The sequence below is a fragment of the Malikia sp. genome (assembly GCF_028687635.1).
Taxonomy (GTDB): domain Bacteria; phylum Pseudomonadota; class Gammaproteobacteria; order Burkholderiales; family Burkholderiaceae_C; genus Malikia.
On sequence record NZ_JAQTZS010000030.1, the window covers coordinates 1 to 19539 of the forward strand.

The 19539-nt window shown below is 67.4% G+C and carries 21 protein-coding genes, 2 tRNA genes and 1 riboswitch; of the genes, 12 read left to right on the top strand and 11 right to left on the bottom strand.

Features of this window, described 5'->3' with window-relative positions:
* Window positions 1-112 precede the first annotated feature (112 nt).
* From PHR85_RS13445 to PHR85_RS13470, 6 genes are all read right to left on the bottom strand, one after another.
* Window positions 113-652: a DUF5666 domain-containing protein gene (locus PHR85_RS13445; protein WP_300055133.1), complete on the bottom strand. Its 540-nt coding sequence runs from the start codon at window positions 650-652 to the stop codon at window positions 113-115.
* A 127-nt stretch (window positions 653-779) separates the two neighbouring features.
* Window positions 780-2105, bottom strand: a complete 1326-nt coding sequence (locus PHR85_RS13450; protein ID WP_300055136.1) for a HAMP domain-containing sensor histidine kinase — start codon at window positions 2103-2105, stop codon at window positions 780-782.
* 1 nt (window position 2106) lies between these two features.
* Window positions 2107-2760 carry a response regulator transcription factor gene (locus tag PHR85_RS13455; RefSeq protein ID WP_300055139.1) on the bottom strand — a complete coding sequence of 218 codons (654 nt, stop codon included), beginning with the start codon at window positions 2758-2760 and terminating at the stop codon, window positions 2107-2109.
* Between the two features lie 14 nt (window positions 2761-2774).
* Window positions 2775-3320, bottom strand: coding sequence for a cytochrome b/b6 domain-containing protein (locus PHR85_RS13460; protein ID WP_300055142.1), 546 nt, complete (start codon window positions 3318-3320; stop codon window positions 2775-2777).
* Window positions 3321-3364: 44 nt separating this feature from the next.
* On the bottom strand, window positions 3365-3622 hold the full coding sequence (locus PHR85_RS13465) for a PepSY domain-containing protein (RefSeq protein WP_300055144.1): 258 nt from the start codon (window positions 3620-3622) through the stop codon (window positions 3365-3367).
* 147 nt (window positions 3623-3769) lie between these two features.
* Window positions 3770-4741 carry a cation diffusion facilitator family transporter gene (locus PHR85_RS13470; RefSeq protein WP_300055147.1) on the bottom strand — a complete coding sequence of 324 codons (972 nt, stop codon included), beginning with the start codon at window positions 4739-4741 and terminating at the stop codon, window positions 3770-3772.
* A gap of 179 nt (window positions 4742-4920) precedes the next feature.
* On the opposite strand from PHR85_RS13470, the gene rsmB reads away from it, so the two are divergent.
* The 6 genes from rsmB (at window position 4921) to PHR85_RS13500 (ending at window position 10535) form a co-directional block, all read left to right on the top strand.
* The gene (rsmB, locus tag PHR85_RS13475) at window positions 4921-6216 is read left to right on the top strand and encodes a 16S rRNA (cytosine(967)-C(5))-methyltransferase RsmB (RefSeq protein WP_300055150.1); all 1296 of its coding nucleotides are present in this window, start codon (window positions 4921-4923) and stop codon (window positions 6214-6216) included.
* Window positions 6185-6868 (top strand): DUF4390 domain-containing protein, encoded by a 684-nt coding sequence (locus PHR85_RS13480; RefSeq protein ID WP_300055152.1) that lies wholly within the window; start codon window positions 6185-6187, stop codon window positions 6866-6868. Before rsmB ends, PHR85_RS13480 begins: the two co-directional genes overlap by 32 nt.
* A 65-nt stretch (window positions 6869-6933) precedes the next feature.
* Window positions 6934-9150, top strand: a complete 2217-nt coding sequence (locus PHR85_RS13485) for an ATP-binding protein (RefSeq protein ID WP_300055218.1) — start codon at window positions 6934-6936, stop codon at window positions 9148-9150.
* A 16-nt stretch (window positions 9151-9166) separates the two neighbouring features.
* Window positions 9167-9853, top strand: a complete 687-nt coding sequence (locus PHR85_RS13490) for a response regulator (protein ID WP_300055154.1) — start codon at window positions 9167-9169, stop codon at window positions 9851-9853.
* Window positions 9854-9896: 43 nt separating this feature from the next.
* Window positions 9897-9972: transfer RNA gene (locus tag PHR85_RS13495), tRNA-Phe, on the top strand.
* Window positions 9973-10127: 155 nt separating this feature from the next.
* Window positions 10128-10535 carry a hypothetical protein gene (locus tag PHR85_RS13500; protein ID WP_300055156.1) on the top strand — a complete coding sequence of 136 codons (408 nt, stop codon included), beginning with the start codon at window positions 10128-10130 and terminating at the stop codon, window positions 10533-10535.
* A gap of 54 nt (window positions 10536-10589) precedes the next feature.
* Here the strand turns inward: PHR85_RS13500 and PHR85_RS13505 are convergent, their stop codons facing one another.
* Both PHR85_RS13505 and PHR85_RS13510 read right to left on the bottom strand, forming a co-directional pair.
* Complete coding sequence (locus tag PHR85_RS13505; RefSeq protein WP_300055158.1) at window positions 10590-11654, bottom strand: RNA-guided endonuclease TnpB family protein; 1065 nt, start codon at window positions 11652-11654, stop codon at window positions 10590-10592.
* Window positions 11651-11779: a CopG family transcriptional regulator gene (locus PHR85_RS13510; RefSeq protein ID WP_300051965.1), complete on the bottom strand. Its 129-nt coding sequence runs from the start codon at window positions 11777-11779 to the stop codon at window positions 11651-11653. The genes PHR85_RS13505 and PHR85_RS13510 overlap by 4 nt, the downstream gene beginning before the upstream one ends.
* A 93-nt stretch (window positions 11780-11872) precedes the next feature.
* Here PHR85_RS13510 and PHR85_RS13515 point away from each other — a divergent pair, with 93 nt between their 5' ends.
* The gene (locus PHR85_RS13515) at window positions 11873-12475 is read left to right on the top strand and encodes a hypothetical protein (protein ID WP_300055162.1); all 603 of its coding nucleotides are present in this window, start codon (window positions 11873-11875) and stop codon (window positions 12473-12475) included.
* Window positions 12472-12990, top strand: coding sequence for a TlpA disulfide reductase family protein (locus PHR85_RS13520; RefSeq protein WP_300055165.1), 519 nt, complete (start codon window positions 12472-12474; stop codon window positions 12988-12990). Before PHR85_RS13515 ends, PHR85_RS13520 begins: the two co-directional genes overlap by 4 nt.
* A 38-nt stretch (window positions 12991-13028) precedes the next feature.
* Here PHR85_RS13520 and PHR85_RS13525 read toward each other — a convergent pair whose 3' ends face one another.
* The 3 genes from PHR85_RS13525 to PHR85_RS13535 all read right to left on the bottom strand — a co-directional run bounded on the left by PHR85_RS13525 (window position 13029) and on the right by PHR85_RS13535 (window position 14512).
* Window positions 13029-13289, bottom strand: coding sequence for a hypothetical protein (locus tag PHR85_RS13525; protein ID WP_300055167.1), 261 nt, complete (start codon window positions 13287-13289; stop codon window positions 13029-13031).
* A gap of 74 nt (window positions 13290-13363) precedes the next feature.
* Window positions 13364-13440 (bottom strand) — tRNA-Pro (locus PHR85_RS13530).
* An 88-nt stretch (window positions 13441-13528) separates the two neighbouring features.
* On the bottom strand, window positions 13529-14512 hold the full coding sequence (locus PHR85_RS13535; RefSeq protein WP_300055169.1) for a polyprenyl synthetase family protein: 984 nt from the start codon (window positions 14510-14512) through the stop codon (window positions 13529-13531).
* Between the two features lie 229 nt (window positions 14513-14741).
* On the opposite strand from PHR85_RS13535, the gene PHR85_RS13540 reads away from it, so the two are divergent.
* From PHR85_RS13540 to metF, 4 genes are all read left to right on the top strand, one after another.
* A complete protein-coding gene (locus PHR85_RS13540; RefSeq protein ID WP_300055172.1) occupies window positions 14742-16253 on the top strand; it encodes a methyl-accepting chemotaxis protein in 1512 nt (503 codons plus the stop codon).
* Window positions 16254-16321: 68 nt separating this feature from the next.
* A riboswitch (S-adenosyl-L-homocysteine riboswitch) is annotated at window positions 16322-16424 on the top strand.
* A 75-nt stretch (window positions 16425-16499) separates the two neighbouring features.
* A complete protein-coding gene (gene ahcY, locus PHR85_RS13545; RefSeq protein WP_300055175.1) occupies window positions 16500-17936 on the top strand; it encodes an adenosylhomocysteinase in 1437 nt (478 codons plus the stop codon).
* Window positions 17936-18697 carry a TlyA family RNA methyltransferase gene (locus PHR85_RS13550; protein WP_300055178.1) on the top strand — a complete coding sequence of 254 codons (762 nt, stop codon included), beginning with the start codon at window positions 17936-17938 and terminating at the stop codon, window positions 18695-18697. Before ahcY ends, PHR85_RS13550 begins: the two co-directional genes overlap by 1 nt.
* On the top strand, window positions 18682-19512 hold the full coding sequence (gene metF / locus PHR85_RS13555) for a methylenetetrahydrofolate reductase [NAD(P)H] (RefSeq protein WP_300055180.1): 831 nt from the start codon (window positions 18682-18684) through the stop codon (window positions 19510-19512). Before PHR85_RS13550 ends, metF begins: the two co-directional genes overlap by 16 nt.
* Window positions 19513-19539 lie beyond the last annotated feature (27 nt).

Consider the following 19539-nt stretch of genomic DNA (forward strand, 5'->3'; position numbering starts at 1 on the left):
TTGCCCCTGGCCAGCACAGCCGATGAATACGAGGCCCTGCTGCCCTGGCGGCTGACGCCTCGCGCCTGAACTCCGTACCCCAGATCCTGTCACCGGGCAAGGGCGGGGTTAATCACGCGCATACGATGTATTTGCCAACCTCGCTGGTGTAGGTCTGCGCGGTCGTCGAGCGCACACGCAGGCGGGTCGCCGAGTAGCTGCCCGGCGCGCCGCTGACCTCGATTGAAACCACTGCACCGGCCACGAGGCCTTGCACCGCGCCCAGGCCAGCGTAGCTGACCGTCACCGGCTGTGCGGAAGTACCGAGTACCAATGTCGCGCCCATCGAATTGACGCTCGCGACCGTGCCGACGAGGCGAGTCGAACCGGCCTGAGCCTTGGCCTCGATGCGAGTCGCCTGGTAGCTGCCGTCAGCCTGCGGCAGTCCGTAGACCTCGACGGTGGCACTCTGCAGCTTGTCGAGCGTCGTGACCGTGCCGTCGATGGCCAGCACCAGCGTGTCGGCGTCAGTCGTCACCGGCAGGCCGGAGACGCTCAGCGCGCCGTTGCTGACGCTGGCGATGCCCTTGATTCCGCCCCGGACGTGGATCTTGCCTGCGATCGGGCGCTGCGTCGTCGAATCGATGCCGTTCTGCTCGATCTCGACGGTCATGCCGATTGCTAGCGGCGTTGTGATCGGGTGATTCTGGTCGTCGGAGTCGAGCACGCTGGAGCCCACCGTCTCGTAGCGCACGCCGTTGACGACCGCAAGGTGAGGGCGGCCTACCTGGACGAGTGAGTCAGGCGGAGTCGGGTGCAACGGCCGCCGGCCAGCTCAGCTCGACGCAGAACCCCGGTGCCACGCTGGGCAGCTGGATCTGGCCGCCGTGGGCACGCACGACCAGGTCGGCCAGGATCAGGCCGAGTCCCTTGAGGCCGCTGCCGGAGCCGTAGTCCTGACGCGCCAAGGCATCGCGCAGTTGCTGCAGCTGACTGGCGGCGCAGCCTTGCCCATCATCTTGCAAGCGCAAGCGGTTGCTTCCCGCCTCGTTCCCCACGGTCAGCCAGACGGTTCGCGCCTGGTGGCGCTGCGCGTTGTCGAGCAGGTTGAACAGCACGGCCGAGAGCAGGTCGGGGTCGGCATCCACTGGCGCATCGCTGGCCATCTCGATGCGCAGCTCGCCAAACGCCAGTGGCGTGAGCAGTTCTGAGACCCGCACGGTTTGCCGTTGCGGCTCGCTGCCACTGCGGAACATGGTGAGCAAGGCCTGCATCACGCGGTTCAGGCGAGCAGCGGCCGCGCGGGAGCGGGTCAGGCGCGGCCGCAAGGATTCGGGCGCTTCCTTGAGCGCGATCGCCAGTTGGGCATCGATGCCCGCCAGCGGCGTGCGCAAGGCATGGGCCGCATGGGCGGTGAAGGCGCGCTCGCTCGCGATGCGCTGCGCCAGTCTGCCTCCCAGATCACGGATCGCCTGTGCCATCGGGACCAATTCGGCCCGCTCGGGCAGCTGGGGCAGGGTTTCGGGCCGCAGGGGGTCGTAACCTGCCACCGCGCGCGACAGGCTGGACAGCGGCCCGAGCTCGCGCCGTACCAGCAGGCTCAGCAAGGCCGTGGCCAGCACGCTCATCAGCAGGGCACCGATCAGGGTGTAGGTCGCCGCTTCCGTGCGGGCTTCCACCCGCTCTTCCTCGCTTTGCGCCACCAGCAGGAAATGTTGCGGGTCGCCCTGGAACGAGAAGGTCATCACGCGCCACAAGCCGTCCGCTGTGTTGCGCGGCTGTGGGTCGGGCGTCGGCAGCAAGGCTTGCACGGGCGCCTTGTGCGATTGACTGACCACCTCGCCGGTCTGCAGCTGAATGATCTGCCAGACCAGATGCTCCTCGTATTCGCCATGGGTCTGGGCAATCTGCTGGTCCTGGCCTTGCCGATGGAGCACGGCCAGCACGCTGTGCAGGACTTCGGCCGATTCGCGCAGGCCCTGATCCATCAGTTCATCGACTTCATGGTGGACCACGTACCGCACCACGCCAGCGACCAGCAGCGCCCACAGCAAGGAGATGAGCAGCAGCGTGCGCGTGATCCGCCATCGGATCGACGGCAGGCCGGCGGTCTTGAACCTCGGCATGTCAGGGCGACGGAATCCGGTAGCCCAGGCCGCGCACGGTTTCGATCAAGGCCTTGCCGAGCTTGTTGCGCAGCTTGAAGACGTGGACCTCGATCGAGTTGCTGGCCAGCTCGCCATCGAAGCCCAGCACCAGGGCTTCGAGGTCGTCCCTGGAGACGATGCGGCCGGCGCGCAGCACCAGGGCTTCCAGCAGGGACCACTCGCGCGCGGTGAGTTCCACGCGGCGCCCATCGAGCCAGACCGCCTTGGCGGTCAGGTCGACCTCCACCGGACCCAGGGCCTTGCGCTGCGCGCTGCCGGCGACCCGTCGCGAGATGGCCCGCAGGCGCGCGCTGAGTTCTTCCGGCGCGAAGGGCTTGACCAGGAAATCGTCCGCGCCGCTGTCCAGGCCCTGGATGCGGTCAGCCAGCAGGTCGCGCGCGGTCAGCACCAGGGCCGGGACCTTCAGACCCCTGGCGCGCAGGGACTTGAGCCAGTCCACGCCCGAGCCGTCCGGCAGGTTCCAGTCGAGCAGCCAGGCGTCATAGGGCTCGCCGATCAGCGCCCTGGCCTGGGCCAGCGTGGTGCACCAGTCGACCCGGTAGCCGTCGCTGAGCAGGTAGTCGCGCAGGCCCTCGCCCAGGGTGATGTCATCTTCCAGCAAAAGCAGTCGCATGCCGGAATCGTAATTCAGTAGGGTTGCTTGACGCCGGTGACCATGGCACGCACCAGGTTCACCCGCTCAAGGCGGCCCATCACGATGGCGGCCGCGCCATGCAGACCGGCCGCGATCAGCAGGCCATTGGCCAGCCATGCGTGCAGTTCCATCAGCCATTCCTCGCCAAAGTAGGCGTCGGTGGTCTGCATCCAGCCCGTGACGCCAAGCGCCAGCACGATGGCCATCAGGGCCAGCATCATCAAGGCGCCGAGCGGGTTGTGGCCCGCGTATTGCGGATGCCGCCCTTGCCGCAAGGCCGCGAAGTGGCGCAGCAGGCGGCCGGGCGTGGGAAAGAAATCGGCAAAGCGTGCGTGCCGGCTGCCGATGAAGCCCCAGACCACCCGGGCCAGCACCAGCGCGCTGGCCAGATAACCCGTCCACTCATGGGCGGTCTCGCCGGCTTCCAGCACGAACTGGTTCAGCAGCACGCAGCTCACCAGGCTCCAGTGGAACAGGCGAACGAACGGATCCCAGACTTTCACGGGTTGGGCGAGGGCGGCTGTGGTGTTGGGCTTCATGGGCGGCAAGGGGTCAAATGGCTAGCGGGACGCACGCAGCGGGATCACTTGCGCTCGAGTTCGGCGCCGGTGGCGGGGTCGAAGTAGATCTCGACCTTCTTGCCGTCCTTGTCGAAGCCGTAGATTTCGTAGCACTTGCCCTTGCTGACCTTGAAGGTCTTGATCTGGTAGCCCTGCTTTTCCATCTGGGCCTTGAAGTCGGCTTCCTTCATCCACTTCTCTTGCGGGACATTGCAGGTCGGGCCGGCGAAGGCGGCGCTGGTACCCAGGGCCAGGATGATTGCGGTCAGTTTCAGTTTCATGGTACTTCCTTGAGTCGGTGGAAAGAATGGTGGAACAAGCTGTCCACCGACTGCATTGGACGCGCGCCACATTAAGCGGGGATGAAATGCGAAAAACCCCTGCGGCCTCGCGGCGGCAGGGGCTGGACGATGCCAAGCCGGGGGGGCCTAGCGGGGCGACTGCGCAGGTGCGCCGGCCATGGCTGGCGCGTGATCGAGGTCGGGCTGGCGCCACGGATCCAGGTGGGTCATCAGGTTGAGCACCCGATGGCGCTGCAGCACCCGCTGGCGCGCCTCGACGGCGATGTCGTGGCCAGCCTCGACGCTCAGGCTGGCATCCACCTCCAGGTGGGCATCGACCACGATCATGTCGCCCATCTTGCGGGTGCGCAGGTCATGCACGCCCTGCACGCCCGGCGTCTCAAGCAAGGTCTGCCGGATCGCGGCTACTTCCTCATCGTCGACGGCACGGTCCATCAGGTCGTGCAAGGCCTCCCAGCTGAAGCCCCATCCCATCCTAGTCACCATGGCACCGACGATCAGGGCGGCGATCGGGTCGAGGATCGGATAGCCGGCCAGGTTGCCGATGATGCCGATGCCGACCACCAGCGAGGAGGCCGCATCGGAGCGGGCATGCCAGGCGTTGGCGACCAGCATGCTCGATTTGACGCGCTTGGCCACCGTCAGCATGTAGCGAAACAGCAGCTCCTTGCTGACCAGCGCCCCGCCGGCCACCCAGAGCGCCAGCACATGCACCTGTTGCACGGTTTCGGGCGACTCCAGCTTGTGGACGGCGGACCAGAGCATGCCCAGGCCGACGGCCAGCAGCAGCAGGCCCAGCACCAGCGAGGCGGCCGTCTCGAAGCGGTGGTGCCCATAGGGGTGGTCGGCGTCCGCGTCCTTGCGGCTGTGATGGCCCGCCAGCAGCACCACGAAATCGGCGACCAGGTCCGACAGCGAGTGGATGCCGTCGGCGATCAAGCCCTGCGACTTCGAGAAGATGCCGGCCAGGATCTGCAGCAGGGTCAGCAGCAGGTTGACGGCCACGCTGACCCAGGTGCTGCGGGTCGCCGCTGCGATGCGTTCGGCCGGCGTGTGGCCGCTGTCCTCGCTGTCCTCGGCCAGGTCGGTGAATTTCATCAGATTGCGTCTTTCCTTTGGGGCTATGTCCTGCCCGGGAGGGCAATGCGTCATCTTATTGGCAGCGGATGAAGCTGTCATGAAGCCCCAGCCCTGGCGGCTTCGCGATAATGGCGCCATCCCGTCCCGAACCCGAATCCGGCCGCGCTTGTTGTCCGCGCGGTCCGTCATCGCACCGAATGAATCCGCCTATTTCCCTGTCCGATCAGCTGGCCGCCACGGCCCGCACCCTCCTGGCCGTCGAGCAGGGGCGTTCCCTGACCGATGCGCTGGCCAAGACCCCGGCGCGGCTGCGCCCCGGCGTGCAGGCCTTGGCCTTTCACGCCTTGCGCCACTGGGGCGAGGCCGGCGTGCTGATCGGCCTGCTGGCCGAGCGTCCGCCCGAAGGCGCCGCGCGCGCGCTGCTCGGGCTGGCCCTGACGCTGCTGCTGCCGCAGGCCGTGGACGGCAACGTCAGCTATGCGGCCCATACCGTGGTCGACCAGTCGGTGCAGGCGCTGGCGCAGCTCAAGCTGCCGCCGGGGCTGGCCGGCTTTGTCAACGCCTGTCTGCGCCGCTACCTGCGCGAGCAGGAGGCGCTGCTGGCCGAGGCGATGCAGGACCTGCAGGCGCGCTGGAACCACCCGTTCTGGTGGGTGCAGCGGGTGCGGCGCGACCACCCGCAGCACTGGCAGGCCATCCTGGCCGCCAACAACCAGCCCGCGCCCATGGTGCTGCGCGTCAACCGCCGCCGCGTCGGGCGAGACGACTATCTGGCGCAGCTGCGCGCGCTGCAGCTGGCTGCCGAGCCGGTGGGCATTGACGGCATCGAGCTGGCGCAGGCGGTCGCGGTCGATCGGCTGCCGGGCTGGGAGCAGGGCCATTGTTCGGTGCAGGACCTGGCAGCCCAGCTGGCGGCGCCGCTGTTGCTCGAAGGTGCCGATCTACCGGCCGGCGCACGGGTGCTCGACGCCTGTGCTGCCCCGGGCGGCAAGACCGCCCATCTGCTCGAATGCGCCGAGCTCGACCTGCTCGCGCTCGATGTCGATCCGCAGCGCTGCGAGCGCATCCGCGACAACCTGCGGCGCCTGGGCCTGCAAGCCGAGCTGCGCACGGCCGATGCCGCCGAGACCACCCGCTGGTGGGATGGCCGCGCCTTCGATGCCATCTTGCTCGACGCGCCCTGCACGGCCTCCGGCATCGTGCGCCGTCATCCCGACGTGCGCTGGCTGCGCCGCCCGGGCGACATCGCCCAGCTCGCCGCGCAGCAGCTGCGCCTGCTCGAAGCGCTCTGGCCGACGCTGGGTGCGGGCGGGCGGCTGCTCTACTGCACCTGTTCGGTCTTCAAGGCCGAGGGCGAGCAGCAGGTGCGCGACTTCCTGCAGCGCCACCCCGACGCCCAGCTGCTGCCGTCGCCGGGCCACCTGATGCCGGGCGATCCCGGCGGAATGGACGGATTCTTCTATGCCCTGCTGCTCAAGCGCCAGCCCGGTTGAAGAGCGGGTCGGGCGCCGCCGCGCCTTGCTGACGCTGACCGCGCTGCTGCTGGCCGCCGGTCCCGCCAGCGCGGCGCTGGAGTCCGGGGCCGAGCCGCCCCAGCTTTCGCTCACCCGCCGCAGCGAAGGTCTGTTCCTGTCGGCGCGCCTGCCGGTCGAGATCAGCCCCGCGATGGAGGAGGTGCTGAGCAAGGGCGTGCCGCTGCATTTCCTCTGGCAAGCCGAGCTGATCCAGTCGCGCTGGTACTGGCTGGACAAGACCGTGGCCCAGGCGGCGCGCACGGTCAGGCTGGCCTACCAGCCGTTGACGCGGCGCTGGCGCCTGAGCTACGCCACCGGGATGCCCAGCGCCACCGGACTGCAGTACGCCCTGCACCAGAACTTCGACAGCCTGTCCGACGCCCTCGCCAGCGCCGGCCATGTCTCGAACTGGAAGCTGGTCGATGCCGCGCGCTGGAACCCTGGCGGCGGGCAGCGCGTCGAGTTCAGCTTCGCGCTCGATCTCACGCAGTTGCCGCGCCCCTTCCAGCTCGGGCTGTTCAACCAGAGCGGCTGGAACATCACGCTGCAGAGGACCCTGGCCGTGCCCGAGCGCCTGGCGAGCGACGCCGAGCCGGCGCTGCCTGAAGCCAGGTCCGAAGGCGAGCCGTGAGCGCCGACGAGAAAGCCGTTGCGTCCTCGGTGTTCCCTTCGCGGTCCGGGCGCTGGGCCATCGTCATGGGGCTGCTGTTCATGCTGGGCGTCGCCATGGTGCTGCTGTTCCTGCTGACGCTCGCCACCGACAACCAGACCTTCTACGAGGCCAACTTCGCGCGCCTGGTCGGCATCAACGTCGCGGTGGCCTTGCTGCTGCTGCTGGTGATCGTCGGGCTGGCCGTGCGGCTGGTGCTGCGTCTGCGCCGGCGCCGTTTCGGCAGCCAGCTCATGCTCAAGCTCGCCACGATCTTCTCGCTGGTCGGCTTCCTGCCAGGGCTGCTGATCTACGTCGTGTCCTACCAGTTCGTCTCGCGCTCGATCGAGAACTGGTTCGATGTGCGGGTCGAGACCGCGCTCAACGCCGGACTCAACCTGGGTCGCACCACGCTCGACACCCTGGCCGCCGACCTCGCCAACAAGACCCGCATGGCCGCCGCCGACCTGGCCGGCAGCAGTGATGCGGGGGCCGTGATCGCGCTGGAGCGCCTGCGCGAGCAGCTCTCGGCCACCGACCTCGTGCTCTGGAGCTCGGCTGGCCAGGCGGTCGCCAGCGCGGGTGAGTCGCGCTTCAAGCTCAGCCCCGAGCGCCCCAGCCCGGCCCAGATGCGCAGCGCGCGGCACGAGCGCGTGATCGCCAGCATCGAGGGACTGGAGGAGCAGGACCTCGCCTCCAGCCTGCCCGGGCAGGCCTTGCCCGCGCCTCGCATCAGGGTGCTGGCGCTGGTCGCCAGCCCGGGCTTCGGATTGCAGGAAGCGGCGCGTTTCCTGGAGGCCAGCGCGCCGCTGCCACCGCTGCTGGTCGCCGATGCGCTCGCGGTCCAGGTCGCGCACCGCGAGTACCAGGAGCGCGCGCTGGCGCGCGACGGCCTGCGCCGGCTCTATATCGGCACGCTCACGCTGGCGCTCTTCCTCGCGGTGTTCGGCGCCGTGCTGCTGGCCGTGCTGCTGGGCAACCAGCTGGTGCGGCCCTTGCTGATGCTGGCGGCCGGCATGCGCGATGTCGCGCGCGGCGACCTCGGCCCCAAGCTCGCCCTGTCCTCGCGCGACGAGCTCGCCGGTCTCACGCGCGACTTCGCGCACATGACCCAGGAGCTGGCCGATGCGCGCCAGTCGGTGCAGAGCAGCATGCAGCAGGTCGATACCGCGCGCTCCAACCTGCAGACCATACTCGACAACCTGACGGCAGGCGTGGTCGTGCTCGACGCCAACGGCTGCATCCTGAGCGCCAATCCCGGCGCGGCCCGCATCCTGCGCGCGCCGCTGGCCGCGCACCAGTGGCAGGGCTTGCACGGCGTGCCCGGTCTGGAGTCCTTCGCGCAGGGGGTGCAGCAGCAGTTCGACCGTTTCCTCGGCGAATCCTGGCATGAGGGCGGGCACTGGCAGCAGTCCTTCGAGCTGCGACCGCCGCACGCCGACGCGGCCCACCCCGGTGGCATGGGCAACCAGATCACGCTGATCGCGCGCGGCGCGTTGCTGCCACAAGGCGACCGCCTGCTGGTGTTCGACGACGTGTCCGAGATCATCTCGGCCCAGCGCGCCCAGGCCTGGGGCGAGGTCGCGCGCCGCCTGGCGCACGAGATCAAGAATCCGCTGACGCCGATCCAGCTCTCGGCCGAGCGCCTGGCCATGAAGCTCGCGGGCAAGCTCGAAGGGGCTGACGCCGCCTTGCTGACCAAGTCGGTGCGCACCATCGTCGACCAGGTCGACGCGATGAAGCGGCTGGTCAACGAGTTCCGCGACTATGCCCGGCTGCCGGCCGCGCAGCTGGTGCCGGTCGATCTCAACGCGCTGATCGCCGACATCCTGGGCCTGTACGATCCGTCCGCCGTGCCGGTGCGGCTCGACCTGGCGCCCTGTCCATCGGTGCTGGCCGATGCACAACAGGTGCGCCAGGTCATCCACAACCTGGTGCAGAACGCGCAGGACGCCACGCCACCCGGCGCCGGTCCGGTGCTGCTGCAGACCCGCCTGACCGAGAGCGGGCGCCGGGTGCGGCTGGTGGTGCAGGATTGCGGACCCGGCTTCCCCGAGGCCATCCTCAAGCGCGCCTTCGAGCCCTACGTGACGACCAAGACCAAGGGCACCGGCCTGGGCCTGGCCGTGGTCAAGAAAATCATGGACGAACACCGCGGCCGGGTCGACATCGCGCACCGCATGGAGGGTGACCGGATCGCGGGGGCGCGAGTCTCGTTATCATTCATGGTTGCAGATACGCAACAAGACGAAGCGACAAGCTAGGATTATTGGCAAGGCCATGGCAAACATACTGGTGGTGGATGACGAACTGGGCATCCGCGAGCTCTTGTTCGAGATACTGAACGACGAGGGCCATGCCGTCGAGCTGGCCGAGAACGCCGCGCAGGCGCGCCTGCTGCGCGAGCGCCAGCGCCCCGACCTGGTGCTGCTCGATATCTGGATGCCCGACACCGATGGCGTGACCTTGCTCAAGGAATGGTCGGCCGCCGGTCTGCTGAACATGCCGGTGATCATGATGAGCGGCCACGCCACCATCGACACCGCCGTCGAGGCGACCCGCATCGGCGCGATCGCCTTCCTGGAAAAGCCCATCACCTTGCAAAAACTGCTGCAGTCGGTCGAGCAGGGCCTGGACAATGCACTGTCCCGCCATCCCACGCCACCGGCCGACTTCGGCGGCCATGGCGGCAACGGCGAGGGGCCTCGCGCCGACTTGGTCGAATCCCCGCCGGTCGAGAGTGCGGCGCTGCCCGAGCCGGTGCCGGTGCGGCAGTTCGACTTCGAGCTGCCGCTGCGCGAGGCGCGGGATGTCTTCGAGCGCGCCTATTTCGAGTTCCACCTGGTCCAGGAGCATGGTTCCATGACTCGCGTGGCGGAGAAGTCCGGCCTTGAGCGCACCCACCTCTACCGCAAGCTCAAGCAGCTCGGCATCGACCTGTCCAAAACAAAACGCAACGGCGCCTGAAAAGCCGCCCAATCACTGCTAGAATAGCGATGTATCAAAAATTGGCCCGGTAGCTCAGTTGGTAGAGCAGCGGATTGAAAATCCGCGTGTCGATGGTTCGATTCCGTCCCAGGCCACCAAGATTCAGAAAGCCCATCCCTTGCGATGGGCTTTCGTCTTTCAGGGGTCGCATCCCTGATGGCGTCCGCGAGCGGTCGCGCGGCAACCGCAGGTCCGCCCATGGGCCTGCGTCGGTTGAGATTCATCGTGGGCCCGCTTTAAAGGATAGCCGCCCATGACCGCCACTCGCACCGCATCCGTCACCCCGTCCGAGCGCGCCGAACTCGTCGCCGCTGTCATCGACGGTCTCAGCACCCGGACCCTGAACGGCTTCGCCGAGGAATCCCGCCAGGACGGCGAGAGCCTGAAGGACGCCTTCGACCGCTACGAGATCGATTATGCCTGGCATGTGCTGGGCTGCGACCGCACCCGTGACGCCGCCCTGGCGGCCCTGGAACGCCAGCTCCAGCGGCCTGTCAGCGCCGAGCAGCAGGCCTGCCTGTCCGACATCCTCCAGTCCGCCGCCGCCGCACAGCCCTCCGATCTGCTGATGAGCTTCGACAACGACCTGTCCGAGCAGCTGGCGGGCCTGCTGGCGCCCTGGTTCGAGGGCCAGGCGCTGCCGGCCAGTACGGCACCCTGATCCGGCAGGCCAGCGGGCGCTGCGCTACAGTGCTCGCTTGACATCCTCCCCTGCCTAAAGGCAGGGGATTCCCTCTGCAGGCGCTCGATGTCCCGAGCGGGCGCTTGACTTGTTCAGGATATTTTTTGCGGCATTCACATCACGATCATGCTCACAGCCACATGCCGAACAGGTCCAGCGCCTTATTCCAAGGTCTGCGATACCTTTCGGCCTCGAATCGGGCAAGGCGCCACAGTTCGAGCAGACTTGGGAAGAAAACGCTTCATTCACTTCTTCGTACCACGCGCCATTCGCAACCGACTTGTACGCGAGCATCTGCTTGAAGGAATGCCAGGAGGCGTCATGGACGCTTTTGGCCATCCTGGTCTTGGCCAGTTTGCTGCTGCTGACGTTGCCCACAGCGATGTAGTCGAAGCGGCGCACGATGTCCGTGCTGGCCTTGTGCAGGAAATCCATCCGGCAGTTGGCTATTTTGGCGTGAATGTTCGTCGCTTGCCGCTTCTTGCGCGCCCGCTGGGCCTGGGCGAGCTGGGTCTCCAGCTCCCGGAAGAAGCGCGGGTGCTCGATCTTCTCCCCCGTGGACAGCGTGGCCAGATCCTTCAGGCCGAGGTCGATGCCGACGCCGCGCTCGGGCGTGCGAACCGGCACATCGGCCGCTTCCACCACGATGTTGAGGAACCAGTTGCCGCGCCGATCCTGCGAGAAGCAGGTGCCGTCCTTGATCTTGCCCTCGGGCAGCGGGCGAGTGTTGAACACGCGGAAGGTGTTGCCTGCAAACCGGAAGGCATCGCCCTCGCGCTTCAAGTCACGTCCCTTGAGCGGCACCCAGCCCAGCGTGCGCCGGCCGCGATAGCGCAGGTACGGACGGTTGAACTGCTGGCGCGACTTGGCGTACTGCTCGCAGACCGCATTCACGGCGCCCGAGTGCAGCCCGAGTTCCTTGCTGCTGCCGCTGGTCAGCTTGTTCAGGTCAAAGCCTGTGGGCCAAGGCTTGCGCCACTTGAGCGCGTGCCTCTGCGTGTCGTTGCAGAAGTTCCAGACATAGTTCACCGCGTGCGCCTGCTGGTTGAGCAGCCCGTTGAGGGACTTGACGCGGTAGCGGTAAACCTGGGTGGTCATTGGCGCTTGAGGTACTCGTCGATGGCGCGACGGACCAGTTCGGCCACGGACAGCCCGGTCTTGTCGGACAGGGCGCGCAGAGTCAGCAGCACGGGCTCTGGCAAGAAAAGATGTGTGCGCTTCATGCACATATCTTACCAACAATCTCAACCCCATGTGCAGCTTGTCGGCTGCGTTCCTTTCCTCCTCCTGAAGGGGGAGGTTTCACGGAGCTACTGATGAACCCAGATCTGATGCAGGAAATCGCCGCTGCCGCTGCCGCGCTGGTGGTCGACGAGGGGCTGGAGTACGGCCCGGCCAAGCGGCGCGCGCTCAAGCAGCTCGGCCTGTCGCCGCGCACGCCCCTGCCCGACAACTCCGAGGTCGAGGCGGCGGTGCGCGAGCATATCGCCATCTTCCATGCCGACACCCAGCCGGCTGAGTTGCGCGCCCTGCGCGAGCTGGCGCTGGTCTGGATGGAGCGGCTGGCCGAGTTCCGGCCCCATGTCGGCGGCGCGGTCTGGCACGGCACGGCGACCGGGCTCTCGGACATCTACCTGCAACTGTTCAGCGACGACCCCAAGGCGGTCGAGATCGCGCTGATCAACCGTGGCGTCGACTACGAGGCGCGCAGCGTCACCGGCCTGCACCGTCACGAAGTCGAGGCGCTGAGCCTGCGCAGCCGCTGCGAGCCGCTGCAGACCTGGGTTGGCGTGCACCTGCTGGTCAACGACGGCGATGACTTCCGGGGTGCGCTGCTGCGCGACGCGGCCGGGCGCAAGCCGCGCGGCGACGCGCAGGCGCTGCGCGAGCGCATGCTGCAAGAGGAGTCCGCCGCATGAAGCGGCGCGGACTGCTGGCGGGTGGCACGGCTGTCGCGGCGCTGGCCGGAGTTGGATTGGCTGGCTGGCGACTGCGGCCCGCCCCGCCGCCAGATGACGTCCCCGCCGACCTCTGGTCCCGGTCCTGGGAGACGCCTGACGGCCGCACGCTGGCGGCGGCCGAGCTGCGCGGCGGCCCGCTGCTGCTGAACTTCTGGGCCACCTGGTGCCCGCCCTGCGTCGAGGAGCTGCCCTTGCTCGACGCGTTCTTTCGCGCCGGGCGCGAGCAGGGTTGGCAGGTGCTCGGGCTGGCGATCGACCAGCCCAGCGCGGTGCGCGCTTTCCTGGGCCGGCAGCCGCTGGCCTTCCCCGTTGGTCTGGCCGGCCTGGGCGGCACCGAGCTGGCGCGCGGACTCGGCAACGTCAACGGCGGTTTGCCCTTCAGCGTGTTGTTCGATCGCGCGGGCGCCCTGGTGGAACGCAAGCTGGGTCGCCTGCTGCCGCAGGACCTGCAGCGCTGGCGCGGCCGGGTCTGAGCCTGCCGCCCGCAAGGACGGACGACGGCGGCGCGAATTCAGCCGAAGTGGAAGGGCTTGACCTCGTGGTCGCTGATCTCCTCGATCGAGACGATGAAGCTCTTGGCCAGGATCACGATCTCGCCGGTGTCGCGTGACAGGCGCAGCGGGAAGAACTGGCGCACATCGTTGAGCAGGTCCTGCAGGCGGTCCATTCCCGAGACATGCAGGTAGCCGCGGTAGGTCGTGCCGTCGTGGATCTTGACCAGGACGTAGACGCTGCGGCCTTCCTTTTTCAGATCGCTGGGTGGGGTGCTCATGTGGGCTCCTCTTGAAGCCGGAATCCCGGCGGCACAAACAAGAACAGCACCCGAAGGTGCTGTTCTTGTGAATTTGGTCGGAATGAGAGGATTCGAACCTCCGACCCCTTCGTCCCGAACGAAGTGCGCTACCAGGCTGCGCTACATTCCGATTTGCTGTCTCGACTTGCGTCTCGCATCAGCAGAGACGCAAATTGTAGCACGGTTTTTCGAGGTTTCTTGTGCCGCGTTTCGCCGGCTCAGGCGCGGCGTTCGAGCAGCGAGGCCGCGAGCTGGACCATGGCCCGCGACCATTGATTGACGGGCAGCGCGCGGGCCGCATCGATCGCGCGCTGGGCCTCGGCCTGGGCCGCGCGGCGCGCATCGTCGAGGCCGCCGCAGCGGCGCACGATCGCGCTGATCTCGTCGAGCCGCTCGGTGTTGCCTTGCTCGATCGCCGCGCGGATCAGCGCGGCCTCGTCGGCGCCGCAGCGCTGCAGCGTGCAGATCACCGGCAGCGTGACCTTGCCTTCGCGCAGGTCGTCGCCCAGGTTCTTGCCGAGCTCGGCGGCGTCGCCCTCGTAGTCGAGCACGTCGTCGATGATCTGGAACGCCGCGCCCAGCGCCTGGCCGTACTCGGCGCAATGCGCCTCGGTCCGAGCGTCGGCGCCGGCCAGGATGGCCGCCAGGCGGCTGCTGGCCTCGAACAGCTTGGCGGTCTTGGCCCGGATCACGCGCAGATAGGCCGGCTCGTCGAGCGAGGCGTCATGCATGTTCATGAGCTGATGCACCTCGCCCTCGGCGATCACGTTGGTGGCCTCGGCCAGGATCTCCAGGATGCGCAGGTCGCCCGGCGCCACCATCATCTGGAAGGCGCGGGTGTAGAGGAAGTCGCCCACCAGCACGCTGGCGGCGTTGCCGAACACCTCGTTGGCGGTGTCGCGCCCGCGCCGCAGCGTGGACTCGTCGACCACGTCATCGTGCAGCAGGGTGGCGGTGTGGATGAACTCGACTACCGCCGCCATGTTGTGGCGCTCGGGGTGCTCGCAGCCGAGCGCGCCACAGGTCAGCAGCAGCAGGGCGGGGCGCACCCGCTTGCCGCCGGCGCCGATGATGTATTGCGCCACCTGGCCGACCAGGGGCACGTCGCTGTTCAGGCGTTGCTGGATCACGCCGTCGACGGCGCGCATGTCGTCTGCGACCAAGGTCAGGGCGTGCGGGGTGTTGGAGGACGACGTGCTCAAGGTGCGTGTTCTTCTAATGAATGCTGCCATTATAGAAAGGCAACCGTGGCATGGGCATGACCATGCCACGCCTTCGGAGGGCTGCATACCTGGTAGGTCCCAGGTAGGTCTCTAGTATATTGGGGTGATCCGCTGGCTGGCTTGACCCCGTGCCCGATCAGACCGTTGGCGTGGCACAAGCAATCAATCAATGATGGGGATTTTCATGCAGCTCAGGTTGAAGCATGCTTTGGCGATTTTTGGCCTGGTCGGCGTCGCGGGGGCAACGGGCGTAGGGCTCGTGGGCTGGTTGGCCAGCCAGAAACTGACGGCCACGCTGGAGCAGGCGACCCAGGCGGGCGACGCGATGCAGGCCGCAGCATTGGTCGACATGATGCATGACGCGATCCGATCCGACGTGTTGCAGAGCGTGCTGACGGCTCAGCGGGGCGACCTCGCGGGCCTGAAGCAGGCCGCAGCCGATCTCGATCAGCATGCCGATGAGCTGGTCCGGCAGCTCGAAGCGGTGTCCAAGGCCGATTTGTCGCCCGCGGGGCAGGCGGATCTGCGTGCAGTCATTCCTGGCACCGAGGCCTATATCCGGGTGGCCAAGGGCCTGCCCCCCTTGCTGCAAGCTGATCCGCAGGCCGCCACGCGGGCACTCGAGGATTTCGAGCCCGCGTTCAAGCAACTCGAACAGGAGCTCGATCGGTTCAACAAGACCCTGGAGGCGTTCGGCGAACAGGTCAAGGCGGATGGTCAGCAGGTGGCGGATGCCGCGCCTTTCTGGATCTTGTCTGGCACCTTGGCCATTGCGCTGGCACTGCTCTGGCTCAGTGTCCGGGTCTCGACCCGCATGGCCAGTTCGGTCGAGCATGCCAAGACTCTCACCGAGTCGGTGGCCAATGGCGACCTGACGCATGAGATCGTTCCCAGCGGGTACACCGAAATCAAGGATTTGCTGGCCTGTCTGAACCAGATGAACGGCCGCTTGCAGCGCCTGGTGGGCGTGGTGCGTGAGGTCGCACTGTCGGTGGCGGCGGGTGGCGAGCAGGTTTCGCAGGGTACCCACGACCTAGCCAGTCGCACCGAGGAGCAGGCGACCGCGCTGGAGCAGACGGCGGCCTCGATGCTTGAGCTGAGCTCGTCGGTGCGGCAGAACGTCGCCCAGATCCAGCATGCCGCTGGCCTGGCCCAGTCCGCCAGTCAGGTGGCGGGAGCCGGCGGGGCGGTGGTCAGCGAGGTGATCGACTCCATGGCACGCATCGATGCCTCCTCGCGTCGAATCTCCGACATCATCGGTCTGATCGACAGCATCGCATTCCAGACCAACATCCTGGCGCTGAACGCTGCCGTGGAGGCGGCACGGGCGGGCGAGCAAGGCCGTGGATTTGCCGTGGTCGCGTCCGAGGTGCGCAGCCTGGCGGGGCGTTCGGCCGAGGCTGCGCGCGAAATCAAGTCGCTGATCACGCAGAGCGTCGATGCCGTCAACCTCGGCAGTTCACAGGTGGGGCGTGCCGGTGCGACGATGGGCCAGATCGTGACTTCGATCGCCGAGTTCTCGGCCATCATGCAGGCCGTGATGCATGCGATGAAGGAGCAAGCCGATGGCGTGCAGCAGGTCACCGAGGTCATGGCTCAACTCGATCAGAATACCCAGCAGAACGCAGCCCTGGTCGAGGAAAGTGCAGCAGCAGCCCGATCCCTTCATGAACAGGCCGATGCGCTGATGACCCATCTCAGCGCATTCAGATTGCCCTGAACGATGACGGCATCGGGTCTATTCCAATGGCTCTGGCGACCAAAGCCGGTATGAATTTATAATCGCCGGATTCCGAGGAGCGTTGCAGCCCGGGCGCAAGGCCTGGGCGAGGCTCGGATTTCCCCTTCCCCCGCTGCGGGGGAAGGGCACAAACAACGGCGCTCACCCACCGGCGTGGCGTGAGTGCAGGGTTTTCCTCCAGCGCGGCCCGTCCGGTGGTCGATACCCAAGTTGGAAAGCTCAAACATGAACGCACCGCTCAAGAACCCCATCATCGCCGACTGCGCCATCGCCGACATCGGCCTGGCCGACTGGGGCCGCAAGGAAATCCGCATCGCCGAGACCGAGATGCCCGGCCTGATGGCGATCCGCGAGGAATTCGCCGCCCAGCAGCCGCTCAAGGGCGCGCGCATCACCGGCTCGCTGCACATGACGATCCAGACCGCCGTGCTGATCGAGACGCTGCAGGCGCTCGGCGCCCAGGTGCGTTGGGCCTCGTGCAACATCTTCTCGACCCAGGACCATGCCGCCGCCGCGATCGCCGCCGCCGGCACCCCGGTGTTCGCCATCAAGGGCGAGACCCTGGTCGACTACTGGGACTACACCCACCGCATCTTCGACTTCGGCGCCGCCGGCACCGAGGGCGAAGGCCCGAACATGATCCTCGACGACGGCGGCGACGCGACGCTGCTGATGCACCTGGGCAAGCAGGCCGAGAAGGACCAGTCCGTGCTGGCCAACCCGGGCAGCGAGGAAGAGCGCATCCTGTTCGCCGCCATCAAGTCCAAGCTGGCCGAGGACGCTAGCTGGTACAGCCGCAAGAGCGCCCAGATCCTCGGCGTGACCGAGGAAACCACCACCGGCGTGCATCGCCTGAAGGAAATGTCCGTCAAGGGCACCCTGATGTTCCGCGCCATCAACGTCAACGACTCGGTGACCAAGTCCAAGTTCGACAACCTGTACGGCTGCCGCGAGTCGCTGGTCGACGGCATCAAGCGCGCCACCGACGTGATGATCGCCGGCAAGGTGGCCGTGGTCTGCGGCTACGGCGACGTGGGCAAGGGCTCGGCCCAGGCGCTGCGCGCGCTGTCGGCCCAGGTCTGGGTGACCGAGATCGATCCGATCAACGCGCTGCAGGCCGCGATGGAAGGCTACAAGGTCGTGACCATGGAGTGGGCCGCCGACAAGGCCGACATCTTCGTCACCACCACCGGCAACCGCGACGTCATCACCTTCGAGCACATGGCGGCCATGAAGGACCAGGCCATCGTCTGCAACATTGGCCACTTCGACAACGAGATCCAGGTCGCCAAGCTCGAAGAAAACTGCCAGTGGGACGAGATCAAGCCCCAGGTCGATCACGTGATCTTCCCGGACGGCAAGCGCATCATCCTGCTGGCCAAGGGCCGCCTGGTCAACCTGGGCTGCGGCACCGGCCACCCGAGCTTCGTGATGAGCTCGTCGTTCGCCAACCAGACCATCGCCCAGATCGAGCTGTTCTGCCATTCCGAAGGCTATGACGTCGGCAAGGTCTACGTGCTGCCCAAGCATCTGGACGAGAAGGTGGCCCGCCTGCACCTGAAGAAGGTCGGCGCCATGCTGACCGAGCTGAGCGACGAGCAGGCCGCCTACATCGGCGTGCCCAAGCAAGGCCCGTACAAGCCCGACAGCTACCGCTACTGATGCGGGCCGACCAGCTGCTGGTCGAGCGAGGCCTGGCGGCTTCGCGCTCGCAGGCCGCCAGACTGATCGCGGCCGGGCTGCGCTGGCGCCTCGGCGCTGGCCCCTGGAAGGCCGTGGCCAAGAACGGTGACCTGGTGCCCGAGGCGGCCGAGCTGCGGTTGCTCGACGCGGCCGAGTCGCGCTATGTCTCGCGTGGCGGCCTCAAGCTCGAAGGCGCGCTCCGGCGCACCGGGCAGCCGGTCGCCGGCCTGCGTTGCCTCGATGTCGGCCAGAGCACGGGTGGCTTCACCGACTGCCTGCTGCAGCGCGGCGCGGCGCGGGTGGTCGGGGTCGATGTCGGCCATGGCCAGCTCAACCCGAGGCTGCGCGCCGACCCGCGCGTGGTCTGCGTCGAGAAGCTCAACGCGCGCGAACTCGGTGCCGAGGCGCTGGTCGCGGCTGGCGGCGAGTCGGCAGCGCCGCCCTTCGACCTGGTCGTGGGCGACCTGTCCTTCATCTCGCAGACCCTGGTCTGGCCGGCGCTGGCGCCGCTGCTGAAGGCGGACGGCCATCTGCTGATGCTGGTCAAGCCGCAGTTCGAGCTGCAGCCCGAGCAGATCGGCAAGGGCGGCCTGGTGCGCGATCCGGCCAGCTACGCCCTGGTCGAGGCGCGCATGCGCCAGGCCTGCGCCGCGCTGGGCTGGCGGGTACTCGATTACTTTGAAAGTCCGATCACCGGCGGTGACGGCAACCGGGAGTTTTTTGTATGGGCCTGCCCCTGAGTATCGAATTTTTCCCTCCCAAGACGCCCGAGGGTGCCGAGAAGCTGCGCGCCGTGCGCCAGAAGCTCTACGCGCTGCAGCCCGAGTTCTGCTCCGTGACCTATGGCGCGGGCGGCTCGACCCAGGAGGGCACTTTCGCCACCGTGCGCGAGATCCTGGCCGAGGGCCAGGTCGCCGCCTCGCATTTCTCCTGCATCGGCGCGACCAAGGCCAGCGTGCGCGAGCAGCTGGCGCAGCTCAAGGCCATGGGCGTCAAGCGCCTGGTGGCGCTGCGCGGCGACCTGCCCAGCGGCTACGGTGCCGGCGGCGAGTTCCTCCACGCCAGTGATCTGGTGGCGTTCATCCGCGCCGAGACCGGCAACGACTTCGCGATCGAGGTCGCGGCCTACCCCGAGATCCATCCGCAGGCCAAGTCGCCCGAGGCTGATCTCAAGGCGTTCGCGATCAAGGCCAAGGCCGGCGCCGATTCGGCGATCACGCAGTATTTCTACAGCGCCGACGCCTATTTCCGCTTCGTCGATGATGCGCGCCGGCTGGGTGTCGAGATTCCGATCGTGCCGGGCATCATGCCGATCACGAGCTCGACCCAGCTGCTGCGCTTCTCGGACGCCTGCGGTGCCGAGATCCCGCGCTGGATCCGGCTGCGCCTGCAAGGCTATGGCGATGATGTCGAATCGATCAAGGCGTTCGGTCTGGACGTGGTGACCGAGCTGTGTCAGCGCCTGATCCAGGGCGGGGTGCCGTCGCTGCACTTCTACACCATGAACCAGAGCGTCCCGACGCTGGAACTGGCGCGTCGCCTGGGTTTGGGTTAAATTCCGGCCTTGGACCGACTTGCCTGT